We start from the raw sequence: 22,994 nt of genomic DNA on the forward strand, positions 1-22,994 counted from the left end.
TAACCTAAAGTCTTCACTGTGGCTTCGCTACGCAACCGCACTCGCCGGGATGGGTCCGAGTACTTCGCCGTGCTTTACCGCCTCCAGGGCAAGCAGACTTCAACGTCGTTCAACGACTTCGCCTCGGCAACAGCCTTCTGTGAAATGGTCACCAAGTTCGGCCCCGACAACGCGCTGGCCAGTCTGAAGGCCGAGTCCACGATGCCGACTCTGACTGTCGAGAAGTGGCTGAATCACCACATCGATCACCTGACGGGGGTCGACGCCAACACCGTCGAGAAGTACCGCGCTTACGTTCGCAACGACATAGCCGAGCCCTTGGGGTCCATACCCTTGGCGGCGCTGACCCGGGATCACGTAGCCCAGTGGATTAAGTCAATGGAGAAGCTGGACGAGAAGGGCTGGAGGCCCAGCGCGAAGACGATCACCAACAAGCACGGCTTCCTCGCCGGGGCGCTGAACGCCGCGGTGGCGGCAAAGCGCATCCCGGCCAGCCCTTGCGCCAGCATGCGCATGCCGAAGAATGACGATCCCCACGAAACAATCTTCCTGACGCGTGAACAGTTCGCGCTGTTGCACTCGAAGGTGACCGCGCCGTGGCAGCCAATGGTCGAGTTTCTCGTCGCCTCCGGTGCCCGTTGGGGTGAAGCCTCGGCACTGCGTCCCGGCGACGTAAACCGGGAGGATGGCACTGTCCGAATCTCGCAGTCCTGGAAGCAGGGGAGCGGCGGATACCGCCTGGGTTCGACGAAGACCAGGAAGGGCCTGCGCACGATCAACGTCCCGAAGTCCGTATTGGACAAGCTCGACTACTCGAATGAGTTTCTGTTCGTCAACAGGGCGGGCGGTCCGGTCCGGGCGCAGGGCTTCTACGCCCGCGTCTGGGTACCGGCACTGCAGCGCGCTTGGCCGTTGGTTGACGAGACCGGCGAGCAGGTGACGGACAGCATGAAGGTTCTCCGGCCCCGCGTGCACGACCTCCGGCACTCCTGCGCTTCCTGGATGATTCAAGCCGGTATCCCCCTGCCAGTTGTCCAGCAGCACCTCGGCCATGAGTCGATCCAGACGACGGTCGCCGTCTACGGACACCTGGACCGACGCTCGATGAAAACGGCCGCGGACGCGATCGAACAGGCGCTTTTGCCGATGACGCCGTAGTGCAGATTTGGATGCGCGACTAGACGAGTTCTACACCCGTTCTTGAAAAGCTCTGTAGTGCAACTGAATCAGAGGTCGGGACAACGCACGTAGGGGCGCGAGCTGCTAACGTGGCGACTAGAGCATCAACGAGATCAGAGCACCGTCGAGGTTGAGAGTGCAGCGGGACACTCGACGGCAAGAGACCCAAGGACCGGCACACCAGTACAGGCAGGCAGTTCTGCTCGAACTGCGCCTTCAGGCCATCCCATCGAGATCGCCCGTGTCGTTGCCCTACGTCTCTGAAGGCCACCCATGTCTAGTTTTGCCTACCGCGCCGCGCGCGGTCGCTATGCGTCCCTGGGACGCTCCCGCCCCGATGACGACCCCGAACTCGTCGCCTCCCGTGTGATCATGCAAGAGCTCGCGCTCATCGATGCCATTAGCCGTGCGCTGATGAAGGCACCCCCCGTCAGGGAAGAGATCCGTGAACAGATCATCGCGCTGCTGGCACCATCCGAGGGCGTGCTGGCATGACGCGTACCTACTCTGTCAGCGAAGTTGCCGAGCAGATCGGCGCGCCCTCTGAGCGGTGGCTGGTTGAGCAGCTTCGGGCCGGTCATTTCCCCGGCCGGAAAGTCGCCAGGACGTGGCGCATGACCGAACAAGACGTGACGGATGCCCTCGACGCCTGCCTCAACAACCCCCGCATCACGCGTACCGCTGCGGTCGGACTGACTGCTACCAGCCGAAAGCGGGTTTCAGCGTGACCGGCGAGACCTCAGGCGGTGGCCCGGTGTCCGGCCGAGTCTGCGTGGCTGACGTGGAGCCGGAGCGGGTGACGTGGCTCTGGCCCGGCCGTCTTCCAGTGGGAAAAATTGTCACACTCGATGGCGACCCGGGTCTCGGGAAGTCGCTTCTGGCGTTGACTATCGCGGCGATCGTGTCCCGTGGGGGCGAGTGGCCCGACGGCACACGTTGCGACGAGGCAGGTGACGTCCTCTACATGACCGCCGAAGACGGAGTTGCCGATACGATCCGTCCTCGCCTGGATGCCGCACGAGCTGACGTCAACCGGGTGCACGTGATCGAGCACGGCATCGACCAGAACGGGGACCCGTCGCCAATCAACCTGGGCGACATCGAGCAGTTGGAGCGCCACGTCGCCGTGACGGGGGCACGCCTGCTCGTCGTGGACGTCTTGATGGCCTACCTGCCGGGGGACGCCAACATGGATCAGGCCGTGCGAAAGGTGCTGACTCCGTTGAGCAAGCTGGCTGAGCGCACCGGGTGCGCCATGTTGCTCTTGCGGCACCTCCGGAAGAACAGGGGTGGCGACCCGATCTCTCACGGCAATGGCTCCGTCGGCATCGTGGGGGCCGCCCGTGCTGGGTTCATGGTGACCGCCGACCCCGACCACGCAGACGATGTCCGCATCCTGTCGTCAGTCAAGAGCAACCTTGCCGTCGCGCCGAAGTCGTTGGCCTACAGGCTGGTCGGTACCGAGAACGGTTCCGTCGCCCTGGAATGGCTGGGAGAAGACGCACGCTCGACCGTCGAGCTGCTGGCCCAGCGTTCAGACAACTTGGGCAGGGCGGCCCACGACGTCGAAGACTTCGTGAATTCGCGCTCCTCGACAATGAGCGCGGACGTCGCCGAGGGTCTTGATATGACTCTCAGGTCGGCAAACCAGCACCTGACCCGGCTGCTCAGCAAGGGGCGTATCGCTCGGCCTTCCCGCGGTGTCTACGGACCAATGAAGCCGTTGCCTGACCACAAGCTTGAAGCAGCTGAAGCAAGTGAGGGTGCTGAAGCGAGTGAGGGTACTGAAGGTTTCGAAGCAGACGACGGCGATGATCAACAAGAGGAGATCAGCGATGTCGGCGGGGTGGGTTTGCCCTGTTCGAGGGCAGCTTCGGGTCCGGATGCCGACGAAGGTGCGCCACCAACACCTTACGATGACTCTGCCGTCGTCACCGGTGACGACGCCGTGGTGGGTCGCTGCCCCGACTGTGGGGGGCCGCTGGGTGTCGCCACCCGTAAGTGCCTTCCATGCGTCATAGAGCGTGCCAACCGCGCAGCGGTGAGCTCGTCCTTGGATGAGGTGGTGCGGCCGTGAGGGGGCAGCATGATGGTGGTGGCGGACTCTCGGACACGAACCCTGACCGCGATGATCGGTTGCTGCCCTATCCCGCTTGGCTGCACCACGAACGGTTCACCCCAACCATGGTCAAGGTCTACATGGCATGGCGCTCGTTCGACCAAGGAGGCGGGGCCTGGGCCAGCATCCAGACCATTGCCGACGAGTTGGGCATGAGCGACAGAACGGTGCAGACGAAGACCCGCCAGCTCGAAAAGCTGGGTGCTCTGAAAGTTCAGAGCCGGTTCGATGGTGAACGTCAGCTCACTAACCTCTACAGCTTCCCAAGGACGCCAGGAGTCCAGAGCGCTTCGGACCCAGGGGAAATCAATCTTTCGGATATCGCGAGCTCGGGTCCAGGTGATTGCAGCAGTCCTAGGCCAGGGACGAAAGGTACAGCCCCGCTGGGGGAAGTCGTTGCTCCCAGCCCAGGCATGCAAGAGCAAGAAGTTGCGGGAGTGACAGATGCTGCGCGCCAAGGGGTGAAAGACACTGCAGGGGTAGGGGTGAGCGAAACTTCACCCGAAGAGGTATCTGATGTAGATAGATCTTCTCTTAATAAAGATACAAGTACTACTTACCCTTCGGAATCGGAGGGTGATCCGTCCGAAAGTCTTGAGATGCCGGGAGCCGCTGGCTCCCGGGAAGATGTTCCCCCCCAGGTGACCTCGTCTGGTAATACGATCTACTTGTTGTCCCCGGAGATCGACCAGTTCGTGAATTTCTTCGAGTTCTACGTCCAGCGCAGAGCGAAGAAACCGATCACAATGACGCGCAGGAGGAGATGGAGGCACTCCACTCTTGGGCTGCTGGCGGCTCGGAAACATCCCATCGACGAAGCCTGCGCGCTGGTGACTTGGTTGTTCGACGAGTGCGATGGCCACCTCCCCATCAAACTCGAGCGTGGCGAAACCAAGATCACCAGAGTGGCTCAGATCCTGGACAACTACGACGCTCTCCTGGTCGCGAAGGTGGAGGGGACGACGCGAATCGTCGAGCCAACTATCACCATCGGCGTCGGAAAGCGCCTCAGTCCTCTGCAGCTCGAAGCGCAGGTCACCGAACTCGTCGGTATGTTCACGGCCTACCGGGAGTCCTTGGGCAAACCTGACGTCGTCGACGACTATCGAGTCAACAACTGGGCCAAGACCTTCCGTATCATGCTCACCGCCGACCGCCGAGCCTTCGACGACATCAGCTTCGTCATCGCCTCGTTCCGGGAGCTCGAGAATCTGATGGATCACAGCCGCTACAGCACGGACGTCTTCCCCTTGCGAGCGGACTTCGAGTGGCAGCTCACTGAACGTCGCGGTCTTCGCGACGCCCTCCGTGAGCGGGCCAAGATCGAGGGCTCGAACGCGACGAAGAAGCCCTCGCCCACTCCGGGACCCGCTTTCGAAGACGACCGCCCCGTGCCTCGGATGGCGCACGCCGAGACCGGCGTACACACCAACATGGGCGAGAACATCGAAGAACGCCGACGTCGATACGAGGAGGGGGCTGCCAGAGCGAGGATGTTGGAGGATTCGGCCGCTCGGATCGCGTGGCCTTCGTCTAGAGGGCCACTGCAGCCCTTCTCGAATGGGCTCTGAGTCGCGTAGGGCTGCTCCGCGGACGTGACCGCGGGATGCGTCTGAACTGACCGCACAGCGGCGTTCAGGGCCCATTAGTGCCATCTCAGCTCCGCGTCCGCCGCACATTGGTCTTTGCCCCACTCGCGTGACGACCTAGGAACTGCGAAGTGGAGGGAAATTACAGGTGTTGTCGAATGTAAGACGAAGGTGCAAGCCATGTTTGGTTGGAGGTGTGGCACAGGTGCGAGATTGTCTGGCTGTCGTCTGCCGGTCGGCGATGTGCTACATGGTCTTTGACCTGCAGTGTCGATCGCCGTAAATATGGCGTAGAGGAAGAATTCTCCCAAAGACCTTGAAAGTCCAAAGAATCAGTTTCGGTCGCCTGGCTATCTACGGTCCGCGTGCACTGGCCGGTACTGCAGCGATTCGAGGCCTAGAGGGAAAGTCCTAGCCTTACAACGCGGCCCACGGATACGCTGGGAGTGCTTCGTTCAGCGCCGTCGCCGGGCTGCGACCTGAGGGCACGTCGATCCCCGCGTTCGGTGGCTGGCCGGGATAACGGAGCGCTGGAGCGTCGACCTAGGGCAGGCGACAGCGCCTGCATGCCCTAGAGCTGAGAGGTGCATCGAATGAACGGGATGGCGGAGAAGGACAACATCGCCTACACCGACGTGCTGTGTGACACCGCCTGCGCCATCCATCAGCGTATGGCCCGCAAATACGGCCATCTTCGCGTGGCGAGAGACGAACGACGCCACGAAGAAGAGCTTCGTGCACGGTGGACCCGTGCGGCAATCGGTGGGACCTGCCCGTAAGGACCCACAACCAACGAAGCAGAGTCGACCGGAACAGACGCAGGTTGCAGCAGCACTTGGAGTGACTGCCCCTCGGCGGCAGCGACAGCAGGCGACCTAGCGCTCGTTCAAGAGGTCACGCGGGTCCACCCCAAGGAAGTCGGCGATTTTCTCCAACGTCTGCAGAGTGAGGTTGCGCTCGCCTCGCTCCACGCTGCCGAGGTACGTCCTGTGGACGCCCATGTGGTTGGCGAACGCCTCTTGACTGAAGTCACGGTCCAGCCGAATTCGGCGCAGGTTGCGGCCTACAACGCGCTGCAGCTGGCCTTCCATGACACGAAGCCACGTTTCCGCGCCGCTACTTGAAGGTCTACATACTTATAAGTAGCATTCGGGTGCGGTCGACCGAAGCTGACGCCTGCCCATTCCAGTGCGGAGCGGGCAGCAGGCCGATAGGGATTTGATCGCAACAGGAGTAGGGGTCGGCGGTGGAGTGTCCGAATGGCCACGCCAATCCAGAGTCTCAATCCTTCTGCGGTAACTGTGGAGCTGCGTTGGCGAGACGGGCTGACGCTCGAGGCCTTCTACCGCCAGGCCAGATGGGTTCTCGCACGGTCGGCGAGACAACACAGGAGTTCGACGAGGAGACCCGGCATTCGAATTCATTCGCGGTCCCGCAGAGGCAGACAATCCGTCATCCGTCGCTGTGGGTGTGGTTCACGGCCGCCTTCGTCGCGGCCGCGGCGATCTGCGTAGTCTCTGTGCTCGCAGTCCGGACGACGAGCAGCAAGGGCGACGTCGCTGACCCGCCGATTTCACCAGCGCCCACCCCCCTGTTGGACGACTGGGAGTCAAGCGTGTGCGAGCTCGGCACGCTCAGAGACTTCAACGGCACTCTTCGCAACGCCACCGATCTGCAAGCCTGCAGCGCCGCACGCGGTGGGACCGACATCTCGATCGGCAAGTACACGTCGAACTTGTTGTTAGACAACGACCTTGCCCTGTGGAAGGGCCGCGGATACGCGACCCTCGCGACGGACGACGGAACATGGGTGTTTCTCGAGCTCGACGTCGGCCACGTAGCCCTGTCGCCACTCATGAAGTACGGCTTCCACGTGCGGGAGGTCTCGTGAGAGGGGCGGACATGTCGTCGACCAACAGTAAAGATGATTTGGACTTGCCGACGTGCCCACTTGTTTGAGCGGCCATCCGAACCCCGCCGACTACTCGTTCTGCGGCGAATGCGGTACCGCGCTGCCCCCGCAGCACTCGACCACGTCAGCATCCACCCGTACTCCTGACACCGGGCTGCGAGCCGCAATCAGGCAACGCTGGGTCGCGTGGCCCGTTGCCGCCCGGATGGGCGCAGCCCTCGCCGTGGTCACCGTCGTCGCCGCGGCGACCGTACTGATTGCCCTGGAAGCCATCTCGCCCGGCGACGGCAGCACCGCAACCACGCCTGCCTCCAGACCGGCGGGATCCTCTCAGGACTGGGTGTCGGCGACCTGTAAGCCGGGCACGTTCGTCAACGGTCACAGCGCCCTTGGCCACGCCACCGACCGGGCCGTCTGCCTGTCGCCGAGCGGAGTCGTCATCTCGATGGGCCAGTACACCTCGAATCTGCGGTTGCAGAACGACCTGGCGCAGGTCAGCACCGGATACCCGAACACCGACTACGCCGACAAGACCGAGCCGGACGGGACCGAGTGGGTGTTCCTCGCAACCACGCTCAGCCATGACATTGCGACCGGGGCGCTTGCACCACTGGAGCAGTACGGCTTCACGATCCGGCCCGTTCCTACCAGCGCAGCACAGCCGCCCCCGGCATCACAGCCTCCCACCGAGGCGCAGACCCCATCGGGGTCGGCACCATTGCCCGCACCAACGCCCGTCCCCGCCGACCCGACCGTGCCGACGCCTCAGCTGCCAGACGCTGACGCTCACGGTTTCGTCGGTTACCCGGGTGGCAGCGGACGGTGCCACGACGTCGACCCCGTTCTGGCGATGGGCCGCACCACCAAATCCCTCGCCGTCATCTGCCAGACCAGCATTGGCCAGCTGTACTACCTCGGCTACGGCCTGCAGAACGGCTCCGCGATCCAGATCAACGACGCAGCGCCCACGGCGAACGGGTTCACCGTTACCAACGACGGCTACCAATACGCGATCGACAGAAACGCGCTAGTCATCACCTCCGGCTCGACAGTGGTCAGCACCGAGCCGATGGTCGAGTACTGGTCGGGGCATTGACCTCGCAGACCTGCTGGCGGCTCGACGTCGCGACCGCCAAGGGGTGCTTCACCTGGGTACCGCGATGACGGCATGCGAGCGCTGTGGACGCGTCAGTCCTGAGGGCCACCGCTACTGCGGCAGCTGCGGCCGCCCGCGTCACGCCGAGGTCGCTCGGTTGCCGGTCCAGCCCCAGAGTGATCACGCGACCCCAGTGGCCCACCCGCACCTCGAGCTGGAGGCCGAAGCGACGACCTGGTGGAGGTACGCCATCGACTGCGCCCGGACGCTGCGCGCTCACCGGCAGCCGCCGGCGGTGGATGTGTGGGGCCCGATCTTGGCCCCCGGCGAGCACGGACTCATGCCGGTAGGCAACCTGGCCTACAGCCGCCTCTACGGCGGCGACGGTCGGTACCACCAGAGCAACCTGTTCGTCTTCGGCAAGCCCGAGTTCGTCCTGGGCGCGCTCGGTGTCAACGCTCTGGTCAACCACCAGCGCCGAGCCGAGGCCCAGCGGCGGGCCGCGGTGCAGTGGCGAGATCATCAGGTGGCACCGGTCTTCGTGACGTCGGCACGGTTGTGGTGCAGCGTCGCCAGACACGGCTGGATCTCGTTCTCGCTGAACGACATCCTCGAGTTCCATCCCGACCTCGACAACTGGGCACTCACCCTGTCGTTCAGGGGAGCCGTCGTACCGCTCAGGTTGCAGGGGCCAGCAGCCCCCGCTGTCGCCTTATGGGTCGCTGTAGGGGTATTCGGCGACCAGTGGGCCCGTGATCCTCGGTTGACGAGACTGCAATGAACACACGCGTGGGTGGGGTCTAGTTGCTGTCCAGGACGGCTGGTACGGGGACGTTGTCGCTGGCGAGGTCGCCCGGGTAGCAGGGGGAAACGCCGGTGATGGTGGGCGGGTATCCGGGCGGGTTGGACGCCACGACCTGCAGGGCGTATCCGTCGGGGCCGTATCCGAATTGGTTGGGCTTGCGGAACCCGTCGCGTTCGACCACGTGCCACCCCCAGGACGTCCAGATCTGACCCATCTTGGTGATCATCGCCTCGGCGTTGTTGCCGGGCGGGAAGACTGCTTGACGTTTGTCGGCGTACTCGTTGGGGGGTGTCCCGGTGGACTGGTCGGTGCAGGGGGTGTTCCCGGAGCCGGGGTAGCGGGAGTTGTCGAACACCGTGCCCGGGGGCAGCTCCTTCAGCGTCTTCTTCAGGTAGCCGATGACGGTGTCCTGGGCCTGTTGCTGGCTGGTCGGTACGGCGTCGACGACGTGAAAGTCGGGCGGCAAGGCGGGAGTGGTGGACATGGCTGATCCTCCGTGGTCGGGTGCGCTGGTGCTGGTGGGTCGACCGTCGTCGGTGCGACTGCACGCCGCGAGAGAGAGGACCAGGAGGAGAGCGGTCGTCGCCGCGGCGGCGCGGTCCACGATTCTCGTCGGCTTGCTTGTCATGATGATCCCGGCCCTCCTGGCATGGCCGGTGGGGTGACCCCGGCGATGACGGCACCCATGTTGGCCAATGCGGGATTGCCCGCGTTCCAGTAGCTGCTGTGGGCATCGATGCTAGGGGTGAGCCCCAGGGGGTCGGAGCTGGGTCCGGCGTCGGCGTAGAGCCGGGTGGCTCCGAAGTCGCCGTCGATGGGGTCGGGTCCCAAGGTCCACCCGCTGGCCAGGCTGATGATGTCGTTGCGGGCTTGCATGGCGTATACGTCGGCCCCCTTGTCGAGGTTGAGGTCCCCCGCGTGCGGGACCAGCATGCCGGGGCTGCCGACGGCGATGACGTTGTCCACCGCCAGGTGATGTCCGTCGGAGGCAGCCGCCCCCACCAGCGTGGAGCCGTAACTGTGGCCGATCACCGTGTCCACCGACGGCGGTCCGACGTGGGAGGCGCGCATCCCGTTCTCGTAGGCGTCCAACCCGCTCGCACCGTTGAAGGCCGGGGAGGTGCTCGCGGCCTGAGGTACGTCCATGGGTCTGTCATAGCCCATCCACGTCGTCACCGACACGTCTCCGGTCTTCAGGCTGCTGTCGGCGTCCAGGGCTGCGCCGTACATCGCGATGGCCTTCTCGTTGCTGTACTCCAGCCGCGCGAGATCCTGCCCGGTCCCGGGGACGAAGGTCGCGTTGCGGGTGGCGGTGTCGGGATTGCCACCGACGGCTACCGCGGCGTGGCCCTGCTCGTCGAGCATCCCGAGGTATCGGGGGATCTGCGCGTCGCGGTTGGGCTTGCCGTCGATCGTCTTGGGCGGATCCACCGTGTCGTGGACTTGCTTGTACCCGTCGAGCTGGTGTTTGGCCGCCTGCAGCTGGGGGGCGAGATTGGACAGCGCCGTGGCCGCGTTGTGGTCGCCCATGTACGCCTTGCGGGCCAGGTCGTCGAACTGGTGTTGCATCTGGTCGACCTTGGCTTGCTGCCGAGGGAGCAGCTCGTCGAGGTGCCGTCGGTTGTAGTGGTCCTTGCCGAGATGATCCGCTGGGTCGAAAGGCATCCCCGGATGGTTGCCGAGACCGTGGTCGCGGCTGTAGAGCCAGTCCTTCTCTTCCGGGGTGAGCTTGTTCCACAAGTCGTTGAACTGTTTGGGGTCCTCAGGCAGTGGCTGCGAGAGGGCGGCCCGGACGTCGGGGCGGTCCTCGGCAGGCCCGGAGGCGTCGTCACCGGCCATCGTGATGCCCCGGGCCAAGTCGGTGTCGGCGGTGTTGGCGTCCGCGAGGACCTGGGTGATGCGCTTCTCCAGGTCCATCTGCTCCATCGCGTAGACCGGATCGTTGCCTCGATCCGGATACAACGGCTTCACGGCCCCCGTGGCGGGGTCGACGTCGAACCCCTCTCTGCGGGCGTCGTCGAAGATGCGCTGCTGGGCCTGCTTGACCGACTCGATCTCGTCGGCCGCCTTCCTGGTGGCGTCGGCGACGGCGGTCATCTGTTCGGTGTGGGCGGCGAGGTGCTTGCTCAGCTTGTCCAGCGCGGCGCGGGCAGCGTCGCCACCGGTGCCCTGCCATGTCGCGATCAAGGGCAGCTTGCCCAGCCCGGTGCGGACTTCCTCAGCGCTGGCTCCACGCTTGCTCAAGGCCGTGGACACCTCCCGCACTGCACCAGGGTCCCAGCGGCCGATGTCGGCCAACGTGATCGGCATCAGAGCGTACGGTTCACTGCTTCAGCAGAGTCGACGTCGTTCTTCGAATAACCGTCGGCGGCCGCCGTGTAGGCAGCACCATGGGCGGCGACGTCGTCACACAACTTCGTGGTGGTGGCCTGCCACTCGACGAACTTCGCCTGCAGTGCTGCCGCCGATGTCCCCACCCAGCCCGCCTGCGCCCCTTCGATCGCGTCGTCGGCAGCAGTGTGCGCCGCGGCAAGATCGGCGCGGTGCATGTCCATGTGGTCGGCGGACATCCGAAGGTCGATCGGATCCACTCGAAGTCGGCTCGCCATTACCTCTTCCCCGTTCGAGATATTCATCCCCCCGCCATCCAGCAGCAGGTCGAACGTCAAGGATATGTGCCGCCCGCAACGTCGATCTGCACCAATCCTCTGGTAGCAGCAGGTCCGCGCCGCCGCTCGCACCTGCAGAGGTGTGAACGCCCCACACGGACACTTGGCTTCGCCAGACAACCGCACCTTCGACTCCGGCGGGTGCTACAGACAAGAGCCAATCCTTGTGATGGGTTGCTACCTTCGGCCGATGGGTATCAGCTTGTCCTCAGTCACCCGCCCCGCAGTTCTGCAGGCAATCCAAAGGTATGACGAGCTGGGTCAGCAAGGCTTCTTCGACGAGTATCACTTCAGCCACGCGCTCGAGTACTTCCTGGTTGAGGATGGCAGGGATTACGACTCGAAGGCGATCGTCGGTGTAGCTCACGGTTTCGCCACCGGAGACTTCAAGGAGTCCAGCGACTTCAGCGGGGGGAAGCCCGTTGCCGAGCGGCTCCGAGCTCTTGGCTTCACCGTCACCGAGAAGTCTGACTGGACCCCAACGGAAAACCGTGCCGTCGTGGCGAGCTACCTAGCCATGTTGACGCTCGAACTGCACGGGACACCGTTCAACAAATCCGCGGAGAATGCACGTCTCCGAGAGCATCTTCACGGCCGCTCGCACAAGTCGATCGAATTCAAATACCAGAACATCAGTGCCGTACTCGCTCAAAACAACCTGTTCTACATAGACGGATATAAGCCAGCGCACCACATCCAACGCAGCCTGCGCGACGAAGTCGTACGACAGCTCGAAGTCGACTCCGTTCTTGACCGCGCGATGGCCACTCGAGCCGAGGAGATGGCGATCGACGTGCCAAGGCAAACAGCAGATGAGCTACGGGTTGTCGACCCCCCAAAGATCACCTTGGTGACGAGCAAGTGGCAGCCGCGCGAGATCGGTATCAAACGGGACTACTCGACCCGAGACACCGCGAATCGCAAACTAGGCCTAGCCGGAGAATTCGCGGTCGTCGCCTACGAGAAGGCGCGGCTTGTTCTCGAGGGCCGTCCCGACCTCGCCGAGGGTGTGATGCACGAATCCGTGACTCGAGGTGACGGCCTGGGCTACGACGTGCGCTCGTTCGACAGTGACGGCGCAGACCGCTACATCGAGGTGAAGACGACAATGCAGGGGCGAGAGGTGCCCTTCTTCGTGTCTCGCTATGAGGTTGCAGCGTCCACGTACTTCGACGAAAAGTATTATCTCTACAGACTTTTCAAGTACGGCTCCACAGATCAGGGCATGTACGTCATTCGAGGACCGCTATCAGAATCATGCGACCTACGGGCCGAGACTCTCGTTGGTGCACCTCGCTTGACTCCGAGAGACCACCCGCTCGACAGCGCACTGCGGGGACCTTCATTGAGCACCACTACTCCCGCTCTCGAAGGTCAGTCTTGAGGGCTGCCGTCTTTACAGTTTGGCGGCGGTACCTTAGTTCTGTGGACGCCGCCGCACACACGATGGAACCGCGCGGCATCCTGCTGGTTGGACTCGAGCGCTGGTCGATGACTGGAATCCTAACGTGCCAGGGCAACGACCGTCATGGTCCCCATGGGCACCGCAAATATTCGACTTTGCACACCGTCAAATCGCCTCGTCGTACCGGACATCCTGCAGTTTCGAACATCCTTCAGTGCTAGATGGGCCACGCATCCGTTCGCCGCTGTCGGGTCTCGATCGACCTCCAACGATTGCACACGTTCACTGCTGCGATCGTTGGCGACGACTGCTGGCCGGGCGAGGGTCATCTTCAACCACTTCGACGAGCCTGATGTCGTCATCACGCAGTGCACGCGGGTCGATTACCCACTCGTTCTCGTGCAGCCCTCTGTCGCATATGAATGCCAGGGTCACCGCGGGGGCAACATGTGCGACGTACACGTTGCCGACGGAGCGGTTGCTAATCCGGTCGTACGCGAAGCTGCGGGCGACGTCGATGTCTGTCGTCCACGCCATCCCCCGTTTCTTGTCTTCAGTCGCGCCCCGATACAGATCTAGAGGTCCAGCTGGCCGGTTCGCGTAAGTGCCATCGTTGGTGAACCCGTTTAGAAGAAAAAGCTCTACCCACGTGTCCCAGTCCAGGCCCGATACGAATGGTTCTGCCATTGACCACACACCGGCAACGACGCCCTGGAACTCATCTTTGGTCAGGTCGAGGTTCCCGTCGCGGACGAGATCGCGAATTAGTTTCGGCGCTTCTATGATACCGACACCGCTCACCAGGTCGTCGCAGCCCGGGCGGTCGAGTTGAGGCCCCGAGTAGCTGAACCGTTCAGCGTTGCGGTCGGCTCCTAGGCCTTCAGCCCAGCAGGAAAGCCGAAGGTACCCGTGGCGCGGCCCGCCCAGGACGGGTTCGCCGAAGAGCTTCAATCGGTAGTGGAGCTTATTGTTCTGGACGTCCTCTTGACTGACCTCACCACTGCGGATAAGTGCATCAATCATCGATCGAACGTCAGTCTCAGCGGCCGCGTCGCGGGGGTGACTGCTCTGCGCGCGAGAGAGGGCGGCGATGACGCCACCAGCCCGATCAGTCATCAATCACATATCTGTGCAACATGAGCCATGAAGCCTGGATCCTCCGTGTGACCTGGTTCGCGCGCGCCAGGTTCTCCACTTCGGACTCGCGGCGCGCGCCTGCGCCTGTCACTGCTCACAATGAAACGCCCTAGCCGCCGACATCAACATCGTTCTGGCTTCCTCCGGCGCAAGATCTCCAGAAGACACCCTCCTGTCGAGGAGGAACAGCTCACAGGTATCAACCAATACGCCGTTGTCCTGCTGAACAAAGCGTTCGACATCTTCGCCGTGATTGCGCATGAGGGCTCTGCGCCTGTCAGGTGAGGTCAACCGGTATTGGTTCACCACGTACCAGCTGGCGTCAGGCAGTCCTTGTTCGACGGCGGCATAGATCCCCGCGAATCGCGCGATTTTGGCCAGATCGCTGGGCTTGCCGCCCGAGGTGTCGTAGCCTTTGACCTCCACCAAAGCTATCCACGGGGACGCAGGATCACGTACACGGAGGTCCTCCAGCTTCTGGCCCTGCCTCGATTCGTCTCTGTTCTCTACCTGGAACCCTAATCTTTCCAGCGCTGCCTTGACCGCTGCAGCGAGTTCCTCACCTTGTCCGGTCAAGAGGGCGCGCTCGGCACGGTCGTGACGTTCTTGAGCCTCCGCTAAAGCGAGTTTTCGCTCTTCTACTTGTGCGCTGAGTTCGGCTAGCCGCTGCTCCATCTCGAATTCTGCACGCTCAATGGCTCCCACGAGCTGCAGCTCCTCGTGAGTCATCCAGTTCTTTGATCGAGTCCAGTCCGGCGGGCCTGGAAAGCGGTCGGAGTCCTCTAAGTGCCAAGCATCCAAGGCGGCGCTCAACCACGACGCGAAGTCGAAATCCTCCGCGTCGCTGGCCTCAACAGGCAGCCACCACACCTCCTCGATTACGGGGTGGCTGTAGATCGCCGCAAGCACCTGACCGCGCGAGGTCACCAGCAGCGGCGTGAACTTAGCTGGCGCTGATTCGCCCCACACCGGTTGGATCACATGTCGGGAACTGCCTCGCGCTGCAAGAAGCGGCACAAGGGTGGCTTTCACCAGTGCCCGAAGGGCCGATGGGCACGTGTCTGGTACGTGAAGCTCCTCCCCTAGCGACACTGCCAGTGAAGGGCCCGCTGGGGCGCTGCCGTTGGACCATGTGCTGACCGGTTGGCCGCCGAACTGGACAACACGCAGGTGCGACTCACCGAGGCCGCCCACCCTTATTAACTGACCACGCGTGTCGGACGGGGATTGCCAGACTACGACTACGTCCCGCTCGTGCAGTGGCTGCGTGTCTAGGCGGTCCAAGCTCGTTGTTCCGGCGAGACCGTCGAGAGCGCGAACAATAGGATGTTCGGCCTTGCACCCGGCTAGTGCCGCCCTGGGGCGCTCGGATGTGTTGTAGGCAACCATCGCAATTAATGCTAGTGGGATCTCGGCCGGGCCGAGCGTCGTCTCGAAAACGATGGGTTGTCGAGAACCTCACCTTCTCGCGCCTGCAAGTGCCCCACCAAGCTCGACCGAGATCGCGAGCCGTCTCTAAAACCTGTCTCAAAACTGCTATTCTCATAACCCTGCCCCGATGGGTTTGTGAGACAGGAGATGCCATGGCCGGTATTGGATACGCGAGGGTGTCGACCTCAGACCAGAACCTCTCCCTTCAGCTCGATGCTCTACGTGAGGCAGGCGTCGAACGCGTATTCAGTGACCAAGGCGTGTCCGGCTCGACTTCGACTCGACCGGGGCTGGATGCCTGCCTCGATCATCTCCGGGCAGGCGACGTTCTCACGGTCTGGAAGCTCGACCGCCTAGGTCGCAACACTCAACAGGTTCTCGCTGTCGTCGAGGAGCTGACGTCTCGCGAGGTCGGATTCCGCAGCATCACCGAAGGGCTCCACACCGACGGCCCCATGGGCAAGGCAATGCTGACGATCATGGCGGCCTTCGCGCAGCTCGAACGCGACACGATGATCGAGCGCACCCGCGCTGGACTAGCGGCGGCTGCAGCCAACGGACGCAAGGGCGGTCGGCCCCGCAAGGTGGACAACGCCGACGCTGCCAGGGCGCAGAGTCTTCGCGAGAAGGGCATCACGGCGACCGACGTTGCCAAGATCATTGGCGTTTCCCGTGCCACGGTGTACCGACTCCTTGCAGAGCGCGCAGATGCCACGGCCCGCGTCACCATCGATTAGAGATAGGGCTGTGAAGGATCCGGCCGTCTCGATTCCGGTGAGTTCGCCGCGACATCCGCGGCGAACGGCTGCGTGCACCCTGATGCTGGACGGGCAGCGGACGACCTTCCAGTTCGCGTGGCTGCGAGCCGCTCATCAGTCAGCAGGTGCAGCGGCCTGACTGGTGTGGCGATGGCGGTGGCGATCGGATCCATCCGGGCAACTCTGTCCATATGGGTGACGCCGTTGTGCTGAAGGAGGGCCAGCCGCGGGTGATTGGTGGGTAGCCTTTCGGTGTCGTCCTGAGGTTGTCGCGGCCGTGAGGCCTCACTGGGCCACCTGGATCGTGGGGGATTGAACGTGTGGGCGGACAACGAGACCGAGTTCGACTTGTTAGGTTTCGACTATCTGGTCGACGGCCTCGTCGTCGCCTTGACCGAACCGCGGTTGTTGCCGGTGACGATCGGGGTGCTGGGGGATTGGGGGTCGGGCAAGAGCAGCTTGATGCTCATCGCCGCGGCCGAACTGGCGGCCGAGCGTCGGGCCGACACCGGAGAACACAGCGCCGATGACGACGAGGACGAGGACGAGGAGGCTTCGCCATACTTGTGCGTCCCGTTCAGTCCCTGGCAGTACGAGGACCTCGACGACGTCAAGGTCGCGTTGATGAACACTGTCCTGAATGCCTTCGAGCGACGTTTCCCGGCCACCGCCGAGGAGGTGGGGCGCCTGCGCGCCTTCGTCGGCACGATCAAACGATTGGCCCGCCGCGCTGGACGTCTGGGAGCCACCGTCGTCCCCACGGCGGCACCGTATGCGATGCAGGCTCTGGCCCCCGATACCGACCTGGACACCCTCAACCTCGTCGGCGAGACTGCCAAGGCGTTTGCCGCGCCGATTAAGGACGGCCTAGCTGAACCGGTGGCGACGGCGTCGGCCGACCCCGAGCCGCCCATCACCGACGTCACGCAGTTCCGTAAAAGCTTCGCCGCACTCATCTCCGAGCAAACGTCGATCGACGCGGTCGTCGTCTTCGTCGACGACCTGGACCGCTGCCTGCCCGAGACGGTGGTCGACACGTTGGAGGCGATACGCCTGTTCCTCAACACCCCGAAGACGGCTTACGTGCTAGCCCTCAACCAAGCGGTGGTGGAATCGGCGATCGACGCGCGCTACCCCGACCTCAAGCGCGAGGACGGCGCCGGGCTGGGGCGTGATTACTTAGAGAAGATGCTGCAACTCAAGGTCGCCATCCCGCCGCTGTCGGCGCCGGAAGCCGAGACCTACGCCAACCTGCTGATCGCCGAACTGCATCTGGACGACGACCGCTTCGACGACGTCGTCGTCGCGGCCGACGAGAACCGCCGCGTCAACGGACTCGCCGTAGCGTTCAACGCCGGAATCGCCGGCGACGTCCTAGAAAACATCCCGCCGGCGATGGCAGCCGACCTCGGGTGGGCGGCCAACATTATGCCCGTCCTGGGCACCTCCCTGCGCGGCAATCCCCGCCAACTTAAGCGCTTCATGAACAACCTCCTTCTCAAACACCGCAGCGCCGCCCGGCGCAACGTCGACCTCAAACTGCCCGAACTCGCGAAGATGATGGTGCTGGAGGATCAGCACAACTCCGACTTCCAGAAACTGTTTGACTGGCAGGTCCCCGCCGACGGACCCTCGCCTGAATTGATCGCCGCGGAGACGTACGCCCGCACGCCACCCGAAGACCCTGAGGCCAGCGGCGGGGAGACCGACCCGCCTCCGATGCCACGACGCACCACCGGCCCGCGGCCCGGGACGCGCACCGACACCGACGTCGCGAGCACACCAGATGGGGCCGAGCTCGACACCGAGGTGCGGGCCTGGGCGGACAAGCCCTATATCGGTGAATGGTTGCGGCTCGACCCGCCGTTGACATCGGTCGATTTACGGCCTTACTTCACCTATTCGCGGGACAAACTGTCGTTCGGCGTGTCGGCGTCGCGGCTCGCCCCTCGACTCCAAATCCTGCTGACCCATGTGCAATCAGAGGTCGAGCAGGCCCGACGGAACCACTACCCGACCGTGGCCGCCTTGGACCCCACCGAACGCGCCCAGTTTTTCGAAGCCCTGCTCGACCGGGTGACGCGAAACCCATCGGGCATCGCGCTGACCGCGGCCATCGAACTGTCGCAACTCAACGCCGACCTCGTCGATGCACTCGGCGACACCCTGCTGCGCATCGCGCCCGCGAGTATCCCGGTGACGGCGGGCGGCCTAGTCGTCCGCCGCTTGCCGGTAGACCATCCGAAGATCCAACGGGTCCTTGATCGTTGGCAAAGCGCGGGCGGCGGCCTGCGGGGCATCGTGCAGGCAGCGCTTCGGGCACGTGAGGCGCAGCAGAGAAAGGGCGCCGGAAGTGGGAACTTCCGCTGACAGGTCGGCCGGCAGCGGGGGAGCGTGGACGCCCCTGAAGTACGCGGCGTCCTCCTATGTCCGCCATCTTGACAGCCCGGACTCCGCGGCACGTGCCCGGCGGGTCCTGGGACGCCACGTTCCGTTGCTCGGGGGTACGGGCGGCGCGGCGACCTCCGCCCGGGCCGGGGCCACGGGGATCCAGAACCTGGGCGCACTGCTGTCGGGCATCGGTGCCGGTGGCCTGGCGCAGGCGCTCGAGGGCATCGGCCTGGCCGATCTGGTCGGGAGCGACCGCTTCACAGTGCTCGACGAACTGATCGGATTCATCGCCGGAGACGGTGACGACCTGGACGCCCAGGCAGCCCGCGACGCGGCGTGCGACGTCCTGGACGAGGTGTTCGGTGACGCCGATCAATGGGAGGAACTCGCCGACGTCAGCATCGACGAGACCGACCTGTTGGCGCTGCTGCAGAGCTTCCTGGCGCTCTACGTCTACAACCGCGTCCCCGTCGTCGCCGAGCGGTTATCCCGGCTGTCTGATCCGGTCGCCATGCGCAAAGCCGATCAGGAGATGCGCCAGATCATCGCCGACTTGGTCGCCATCCACCTGCCCGAGGATCCCTTCGCTGTCGACTGGCGAGGCGAACAGGGCCGCGGCATCGCCGAGGATGCCATCAGCAGTGCGTACCAGGCGATCAGCGCCCTCGACGACGGAGACGACTCATGAGCTCCTACCGGATGCGCATTGCGCTTGAGCAGGGCGACACCGGATCACAGGAAGTCCAGCTCTTGGACTGGAGGCCGGGGAGTTCGGTGTCCACGGTCCAAGTCGGCAAGGCCGGCGCCCGGTTCTTTGAAGGTTGGCGCCCCCCGCGCGAGGCCCTGGATCTCGCACTTCTTGGGGCGGCCGGCTACTGCGCCGACAAGGTGTCGCTGCGGCGCCTGACGGCGGACCGGTGGACTAGAGAACTCGACATCGACCTGCCCGTCCAGGACGCCGACCAGTGGGCCAAGGCCGATTGGTCACCAGTGCTGAGCTTTCTGACAGGGGACCGCTGGAGGGTCACCGCCCGCACCGACGAACACGATCCGCTCGCAATGGTGCCCAAGGTGCCGGCCACAGTCACCGCCGTCGGTGAGGTCGACGCAGTGTGCCTGTTCTCTGGTGGCCTGGATTCCTTGTGCGGTGTCGTCGACCTCCTCGAAGGCAACCCGGCGATGCGGTTGTGCCTGCTCTCCCACCACGAAGGAGGGCAGGCGTCCACCGCCCAAGAAGCCCTCCTCGCCGAATTGTTCGAGCACTACGGGCACGATCGGCTGGTGTCCAGACGCCTGTTCCTTCGACCAGCGCCACCCAACACGGCCCAGGCGCGGTCACTGCCGTCCCGGCGGGAGAACACCACCCGCGCACGGTCGTTGCTTTTCTTGACCACCGCCCTGGCCCTGGCGGCGTCGGTGGGCCCCGACACCCCGGTGTTCATCCCTGAGAACGGCTTCATTGGCATCAACGTCCCACTCACCCGGGCACGATCAGGGAGCTACAGCACTCGCACCACGCACCCACACTTCATCAAGATCCTCACCGAAGCAGCGGCTCACTGCGGGGTGAACAATCCCGTCCTCAACCCCTACCGCCTCACGCCCAAGGGGCAGATGCTCGCCGAAACCCTCAACCCCGACCTGCTGCGCCGCCTCGCGCCGCTGAGCGTGTCCTGCTCGCACCCCGAGGCCGCGCGCTACGTCCAGCGCGAGCAAGGCAACTGCGGGTACTGCTTCCCGTGCCTCATCCGTCGTGCCTCGATGGCCCACGTGGGCTGGGACAGCGCCGACGGCTACGCCTGGGACGCACTCGACGGCAGCGATCTGTTGTCCCGGCCGACCAGGCGAGCCAGTGACCTCCGCGCCGTCGTCAACGGCGTCTTCGCTGACCGCCCAGATCGCGACGTCTTACGCAACGGTCCGATCCCCGACGGCGAGCAGCGCGCCTTTCTGCGCGTATGGCGTGCCGGCCTGGAGGAGCTTCGCAGCTGGTTGCAGGGCGCGACCGGGGCGACCGCCGAACTGATCCAGGGGTTGCAATGACCGACCTCGGACCACTGCTGGACAGCCACTGCCACCTCGGTGCCTACGACGACCCGGTCGCGGTGATGGACTCCGCAGCAGCGGCCAACGTGTCCCTGGTCGCCGTCACCGAAAGCCCAGAGGAGTTCCGCCGCTTGAAAACTCGGTTGGGACGGCGACCGACCATCGAGGTGGCCCTGGGCTTACATCCATTGCGCGCCGCGTCCTTCCGACCCGCCGACATCGCTCGGTTCTTCCGCTGCATGCCCCAAACCCGCTGGATCGGCGAGGTCGGGCTCGACTTCTCGCAACACGGAATCGCGACCAAGAAGCACCAGCTTCGAGTGTTCGACATCGTTCTCACCGAAGCCCAGCCCGGGCGCCATCCCCTGACGGTGCACAGCCGCGGCGCAGAAACCGAAGTCGTCAACCTGCTGTCGCAGGTGCAGCTGCCCGCCGTGATGCACTGGTACACCGGGCCGCTCAAGCTCGTCGACGACGCCCTCGCCGCCGGCCTGTACTTCTCCGTCAACCCCGCTATGACCCGATCCAAGCGGTTCGCGTCCTTTATTGCGAATGTGCCAGCGGACCGAATCCTCCTAGAAACCGACGGACCATACGCCAAGACATCTGGTCGCCCGGCGCAACCCACTGATCTGAAATCGCTGGCTAACCAGCTCGCCATCGCCTGGCAGGTGGCGCCTGTCGACGCCGCGCAGACGCTGCGACGAAACCACGACCGACTGCGAAGCATGGCCGGTTGATCGAACCGACGTCCACACGCCCCCCACTAGGGTTTCGGTTGTCGTCGGGTCATCGACACCCGCAGGAGTGTGGGATGGGCCAGCAGCGGTCGGCCGTGGTGGCACTGTGCAAGCGCCCGCTTGGGTGCGATCCATCGACCGCGCTCACCGGCTCCGTACGATGTCGAAGTTGGTTGTCAATGGCCGCGGGAGTGGTGCGCAGCCCTGAGATGTTGACCGCGTCAACACCCCTCGCTGTTTCCGCAGGTCGCGGCACGTTGTTTCGCGTGGGTTCGAACGGTCGCCCTGCTGCGTTTCTGCAGATCAGCTGCATTAAGCAGCGAAGGTGCGAGGAATTTCGATTCCCCTTAGCTCCACAAGTAATTGCGGGTCAGGAATTGCGTTCTGACCGAACTCCAAGGATCGTCCGAGTGACCATGGTCCACGCAAAGCGATATCGCGGGCGATATCCTTTCAGCGGTGGGGTCGAGGCCGAAGCGATGAAGACGAGTCGGTCGCCTAGGCTCGCGCATCGATGAAACTCGACGAATGGCAGATCTATGCACTGGCGCCGTTCGCGGCGACGCTTGGCGTGACCTTTCCGGTGCTGACGGCCGAACTGGTACAAGCCGTCCTGCCCACACGACACGAACTGTCGACGCTCGGGGGAGGTCTTCACGGCGGCGCCATCATGAGCGTGTGCGACGTTGCTTCGGCGGTGTGTGTGGCGCTCAACGTCGACGAGGGCTGCGTGTGGACCACGGCGGAGTCCACGACCTACTTCCTGCGGCCCGTTCGTAGTACGGCCACGGCTACCTCGACGCCGTTGAAGATCGGCAGGACGCTGGCCACGATCAAGACCGAGGTTCACGACGAGGACAACCTGTTGTGCGCGTACACGACTCAGATGGTCCACGTCTCGCGCCCGGTGGGCTAACCGCCGACGAGGCGGCCTCCGATCAACGTACTCGAGCGCCGGGGGTTATCCGCCCCCCGATCGGGGAACCGCCTCACCGTGAACCACCCCACGAAAGACGCATTCGCCACCGAGGTCAGCCAATGGTCGGACATCCCCGGCTGGTTCCATTGGCGCGAAGGCCAGCAGGAAGCCGTCGAGGTGTTCGAAGAGGGCAGCACCTTCGTCGAGGTCGGCTCCTATCTCGGGCGCAGCCTGTGTTCCCTCGCCGACGTGGTGCGCACCTCAGGACGTGACTTCACGGTCATCGGGGTCGACACCTGCCGCGGGAGCGGCGAAGAGGGACTGGCCAGTGAGGACGCGCACGGTCCGGCGGTCGAATACGGCGGCGGAACCTTCGCGGGCCTGTTGCATCGCAATGTGATTGCGTGCGGATTCGCCGACGACGTCCACGTCTTCATCAGCTCGTCGCCAAAGGCAGCAGACTTCTTCGTCGACGGCTCGTTGGCGTGGGTGCACCTCGACGCCCGCCACGACTACGACAGCGTCGCGGCCGACATCGAGGCGTGGTTGCCGAAGGTGAGCTCCGGCGGCTGGCTCTCGGGTGACGACTACGACGAACGCATTTGGCCGGGCGTCGTCGCCGCCGTGCGGGACACTTTGCCCGAGGCTCAAGGCTGGCTGACGGCGCAGTGGCGGTGGCTCAAGCCCTAGTCCGCTCGCCGGACCGTGCCCACGCCTGCGGGTGTCCCGATCCGCCCTTGGTCGTCGGACGCGACGTCGCCCGGCTGCTCCTCGGATGCAGATCAGCCTCGGGGGCTT

General features: G+C 64.2%; 22 protein-coding genes. 16 read left to right on the forward strand and 6 right to left on the reverse strand.

From position 1 onward, the window contains the following. Positions 1-18 precede the first annotated feature (18 nt). The 5 genes from H7K45_RS02050 (at position 19) to H7K45_RS31790 (ending at position 4,869) form a co-directional block, all read left to right on the forward strand. Complete coding sequence (locus H7K45_RS02050) at positions 19-1,158, forward strand: tyrosine-type recombinase/integrase (RefSeq protein WP_263994063.1); 1,140 nt, start codon at positions 19-21, stop codon at positions 1,156-1,158. A gap of 294 nt (positions 1,159-1,452) precedes the next feature. After that, positions 1,453-1,674: a hypothetical protein gene (locus H7K45_RS02055; protein ID WP_263994065.1), complete on the forward strand. Its 222-nt coding sequence runs from the start codon at positions 1,453-1,455 to the stop codon at positions 1,672-1,674. Then, complete coding sequence (locus tag H7K45_RS02060) at positions 1,671-1,907, forward strand: helix-turn-helix domain-containing protein (protein ID WP_263994066.1); 237 nt, start codon at positions 1,671-1,673, stop codon at positions 1,905-1,907. Before H7K45_RS02055 ends, H7K45_RS02060 begins: the two co-directional genes overlap by 4 nt. Further along, positions 1,904-3,256, forward strand: a complete 1,353-nt coding sequence (locus H7K45_RS02065; RefSeq protein ID WP_263994067.1) for an AAA family ATPase — start codon at positions 1,904-1,906, stop codon at positions 3,254-3,256. The genes H7K45_RS02060 and H7K45_RS02065 overlap by 4 nt, the downstream gene beginning before the upstream one ends. A 122-nt stretch (positions 3,257-3,378) precedes the next feature. After that, entirely contained in the window at positions 3,379-4,869 is a 1,491-nt protein-coding gene (locus H7K45_RS31790) for a helix-turn-helix domain-containing protein (protein WP_504928623.1), read from the forward strand. Between the two features lie 893 nt (positions 4,870-5,762). Here the strand turns inward: H7K45_RS31790 and H7K45_RS02075 are convergent. Further along, positions 5,763-5,978 (reverse strand): helix-turn-helix domain-containing protein, encoded by a 216-nt coding sequence (locus H7K45_RS02075; protein ID WP_263994069.1) that lies wholly within the window; start codon positions 5,976-5,978, stop codon positions 5,763-5,765. Between the two features lie 266 nt (positions 5,979-6,244). On the opposite strand from H7K45_RS02075, the gene H7K45_RS02080 reads away from it, so the two are divergent. From H7K45_RS02080 to H7K45_RS02090, 3 genes are all read left to right on the forward strand, one after another. Further along, the gene (locus tag H7K45_RS02080) at positions 6,245-6,778 is read left to right on the forward strand and encodes a hypothetical protein (RefSeq protein WP_263994070.1); all 534 of its coding nucleotides are present in this window, start codon (positions 6,245-6,247) and stop codon (positions 6,776-6,778) included. A 52-nt stretch (positions 6,779-6,830) separates the two neighbouring features. Further along, a complete protein-coding gene (locus H7K45_RS02085; RefSeq protein WP_263994071.1) occupies positions 6,831-7,895 on the forward strand; it encodes a zinc ribbon domain-containing protein in 1,065 nt (354 codons plus the stop codon). A 193-nt stretch (positions 7,896-8,088) separates the two neighbouring features. Then, a complete protein-coding gene (locus H7K45_RS02090) occupies positions 8,089-8,676 on the forward strand; it encodes a hypothetical protein (RefSeq protein WP_263994072.1) in 588 nt (195 codons plus the stop codon). A gap of 19 nt (positions 8,677-8,695) precedes the next feature. Here the strand turns inward: H7K45_RS02090 and H7K45_RS02095 are convergent, their stop codons facing one another. From H7K45_RS02095 to H7K45_RS02105, 3 genes are all read right to left on the reverse strand, one after another. Continuing rightward, complete coding sequence (locus H7K45_RS02095; RefSeq protein WP_263994073.1) at positions 8,696-9,184, reverse strand: hypothetical protein; 489 nt, start codon at positions 9,182-9,184, stop codon at positions 8,696-8,698. Positions 9,185-9,324: 140 nt separating this feature from the next. Next, positions 9,325-11,010: an alpha/beta hydrolase gene (locus tag H7K45_RS02100; protein ID WP_263994075.1), complete on the reverse strand. Its 1,686-nt coding sequence runs from the start codon at positions 11,008-11,010 to the stop codon at positions 9,325-9,327. Further along, entirely contained in the window at positions 11,010-11,369 is a 360-nt protein-coding gene (locus tag H7K45_RS02105; protein ID WP_263994077.1) for a WXG100 family type VII secretion target, read from the reverse strand. The genes H7K45_RS02100 and H7K45_RS02105 overlap by 1 nt, the downstream gene beginning before the upstream one ends. 190 nt (positions 11,370-11,559) lie before the next feature. Here H7K45_RS02105 and H7K45_RS02110 point away from each other — a divergent pair, with 190 nt between their 5' ends. Next, on the forward strand, positions 11,560-12,753 hold the full coding sequence (locus H7K45_RS02110; RefSeq protein ID WP_263994079.1) for a protein NO VEIN domain-containing protein: 1,194 nt from the start codon (positions 11,560-11,562) through the stop codon (positions 12,751-12,753). Between the two features lie 303 nt (positions 12,754-13,056). On the opposite strand, the gene H7K45_RS02115 is transcribed toward H7K45_RS02110, so the two are convergent. Both H7K45_RS02115 and H7K45_RS02120 read right to left on the reverse strand, forming a co-directional pair. Next, the gene (locus tag H7K45_RS02115) at positions 13,057-13,797 is read right to left on the reverse strand and encodes a hypothetical protein (RefSeq protein WP_263994080.1); all 741 of its coding nucleotides are present in this window, start codon (positions 13,795-13,797) and stop codon (positions 13,057-13,059) included. A 201-nt stretch (positions 13,798-13,998) separates the two neighbouring features. Beyond that, a complete protein-coding gene (locus tag H7K45_RS02120) occupies positions 13,999-14,892 on the reverse strand; it encodes a hypothetical protein (protein WP_263994081.1) in 894 nt (297 codons plus the stop codon). Between the two features lie 602 nt (positions 14,893-15,494). Between H7K45_RS02120 and H7K45_RS02125 the strand changes: the two genes are divergently transcribed. From H7K45_RS02125 to H7K45_RS02155, 7 genes are all read left to right on the forward strand, one after another. Next, a complete protein-coding gene (locus H7K45_RS02125; RefSeq protein WP_263994082.1) occupies positions 15,495-16,079 on the forward strand; it encodes a recombinase family protein in 585 nt (194 codons plus the stop codon). Positions 16,080-16,514: 435 nt separating this feature from the next. Then, complete coding sequence (locus H7K45_RS02130; RefSeq protein WP_372512490.1) at positions 16,515-18,470, forward strand: KAP family P-loop NTPase fold protein; 1,956 nt, start codon at positions 16,515-16,517, stop codon at positions 18,468-18,470. Then, positions 18,454-19,179: a Qat anti-phage system associated protein QatB gene (locus H7K45_RS02135; RefSeq protein ID WP_263994084.1), complete on the forward strand. Its 726-nt coding sequence runs from the start codon at positions 18,454-18,456 to the stop codon at positions 19,177-19,179. The genes H7K45_RS02130 and H7K45_RS02135 overlap by 17 nt, the downstream gene beginning before the upstream one ends. Next, complete coding sequence (gene qatC, locus H7K45_RS02140) at positions 19,176-20,534, forward strand: Qat anti-phage system QueC-like protein QatC (RefSeq protein WP_263994085.1); 1,359 nt, start codon at positions 19,176-19,178, stop codon at positions 20,532-20,534. The genes H7K45_RS02135 and qatC overlap by 4 nt, the downstream gene beginning before the upstream one ends. Next, positions 20,531-21,277 carry a TatD family hydrolase gene (locus H7K45_RS02145; RefSeq protein ID WP_263994086.1) on the forward strand — a complete coding sequence of 249 codons (747 nt, stop codon included), beginning with the start codon at positions 20,531-20,533 and terminating at the stop codon, positions 21,275-21,277. The genes qatC and H7K45_RS02145 overlap by 4 nt, the downstream gene beginning before the upstream one ends. A 514-nt stretch (positions 21,278-21,791) precedes the next feature. Beyond that, entirely contained in the window at positions 21,792-22,193 is a 402-nt protein-coding gene (locus H7K45_RS02150; RefSeq protein WP_263994087.1) for a PaaI family thioesterase, read from the forward strand. Between the two features lie 78 nt (positions 22,194-22,271). Then, positions 22,272-22,886: a class I SAM-dependent methyltransferase gene (locus H7K45_RS02155; protein ID WP_263994088.1), complete on the forward strand. Its 615-nt coding sequence runs from the start codon at positions 22,272-22,274 to the stop codon at positions 22,884-22,886. The last annotated feature ends 108 nt before the right edge of the window (positions 22,887-22,994 follow it).

Origin of the sequence: Mycobacterium yunnanensis (assembly GCF_025823185.1) — a bacterium.
Lineage (GTDB): Bacteria > Actinomycetota > Actinomycetes > Mycobacteriales > Mycobacteriaceae > Mycobacterium > Mycobacterium yunnanensis.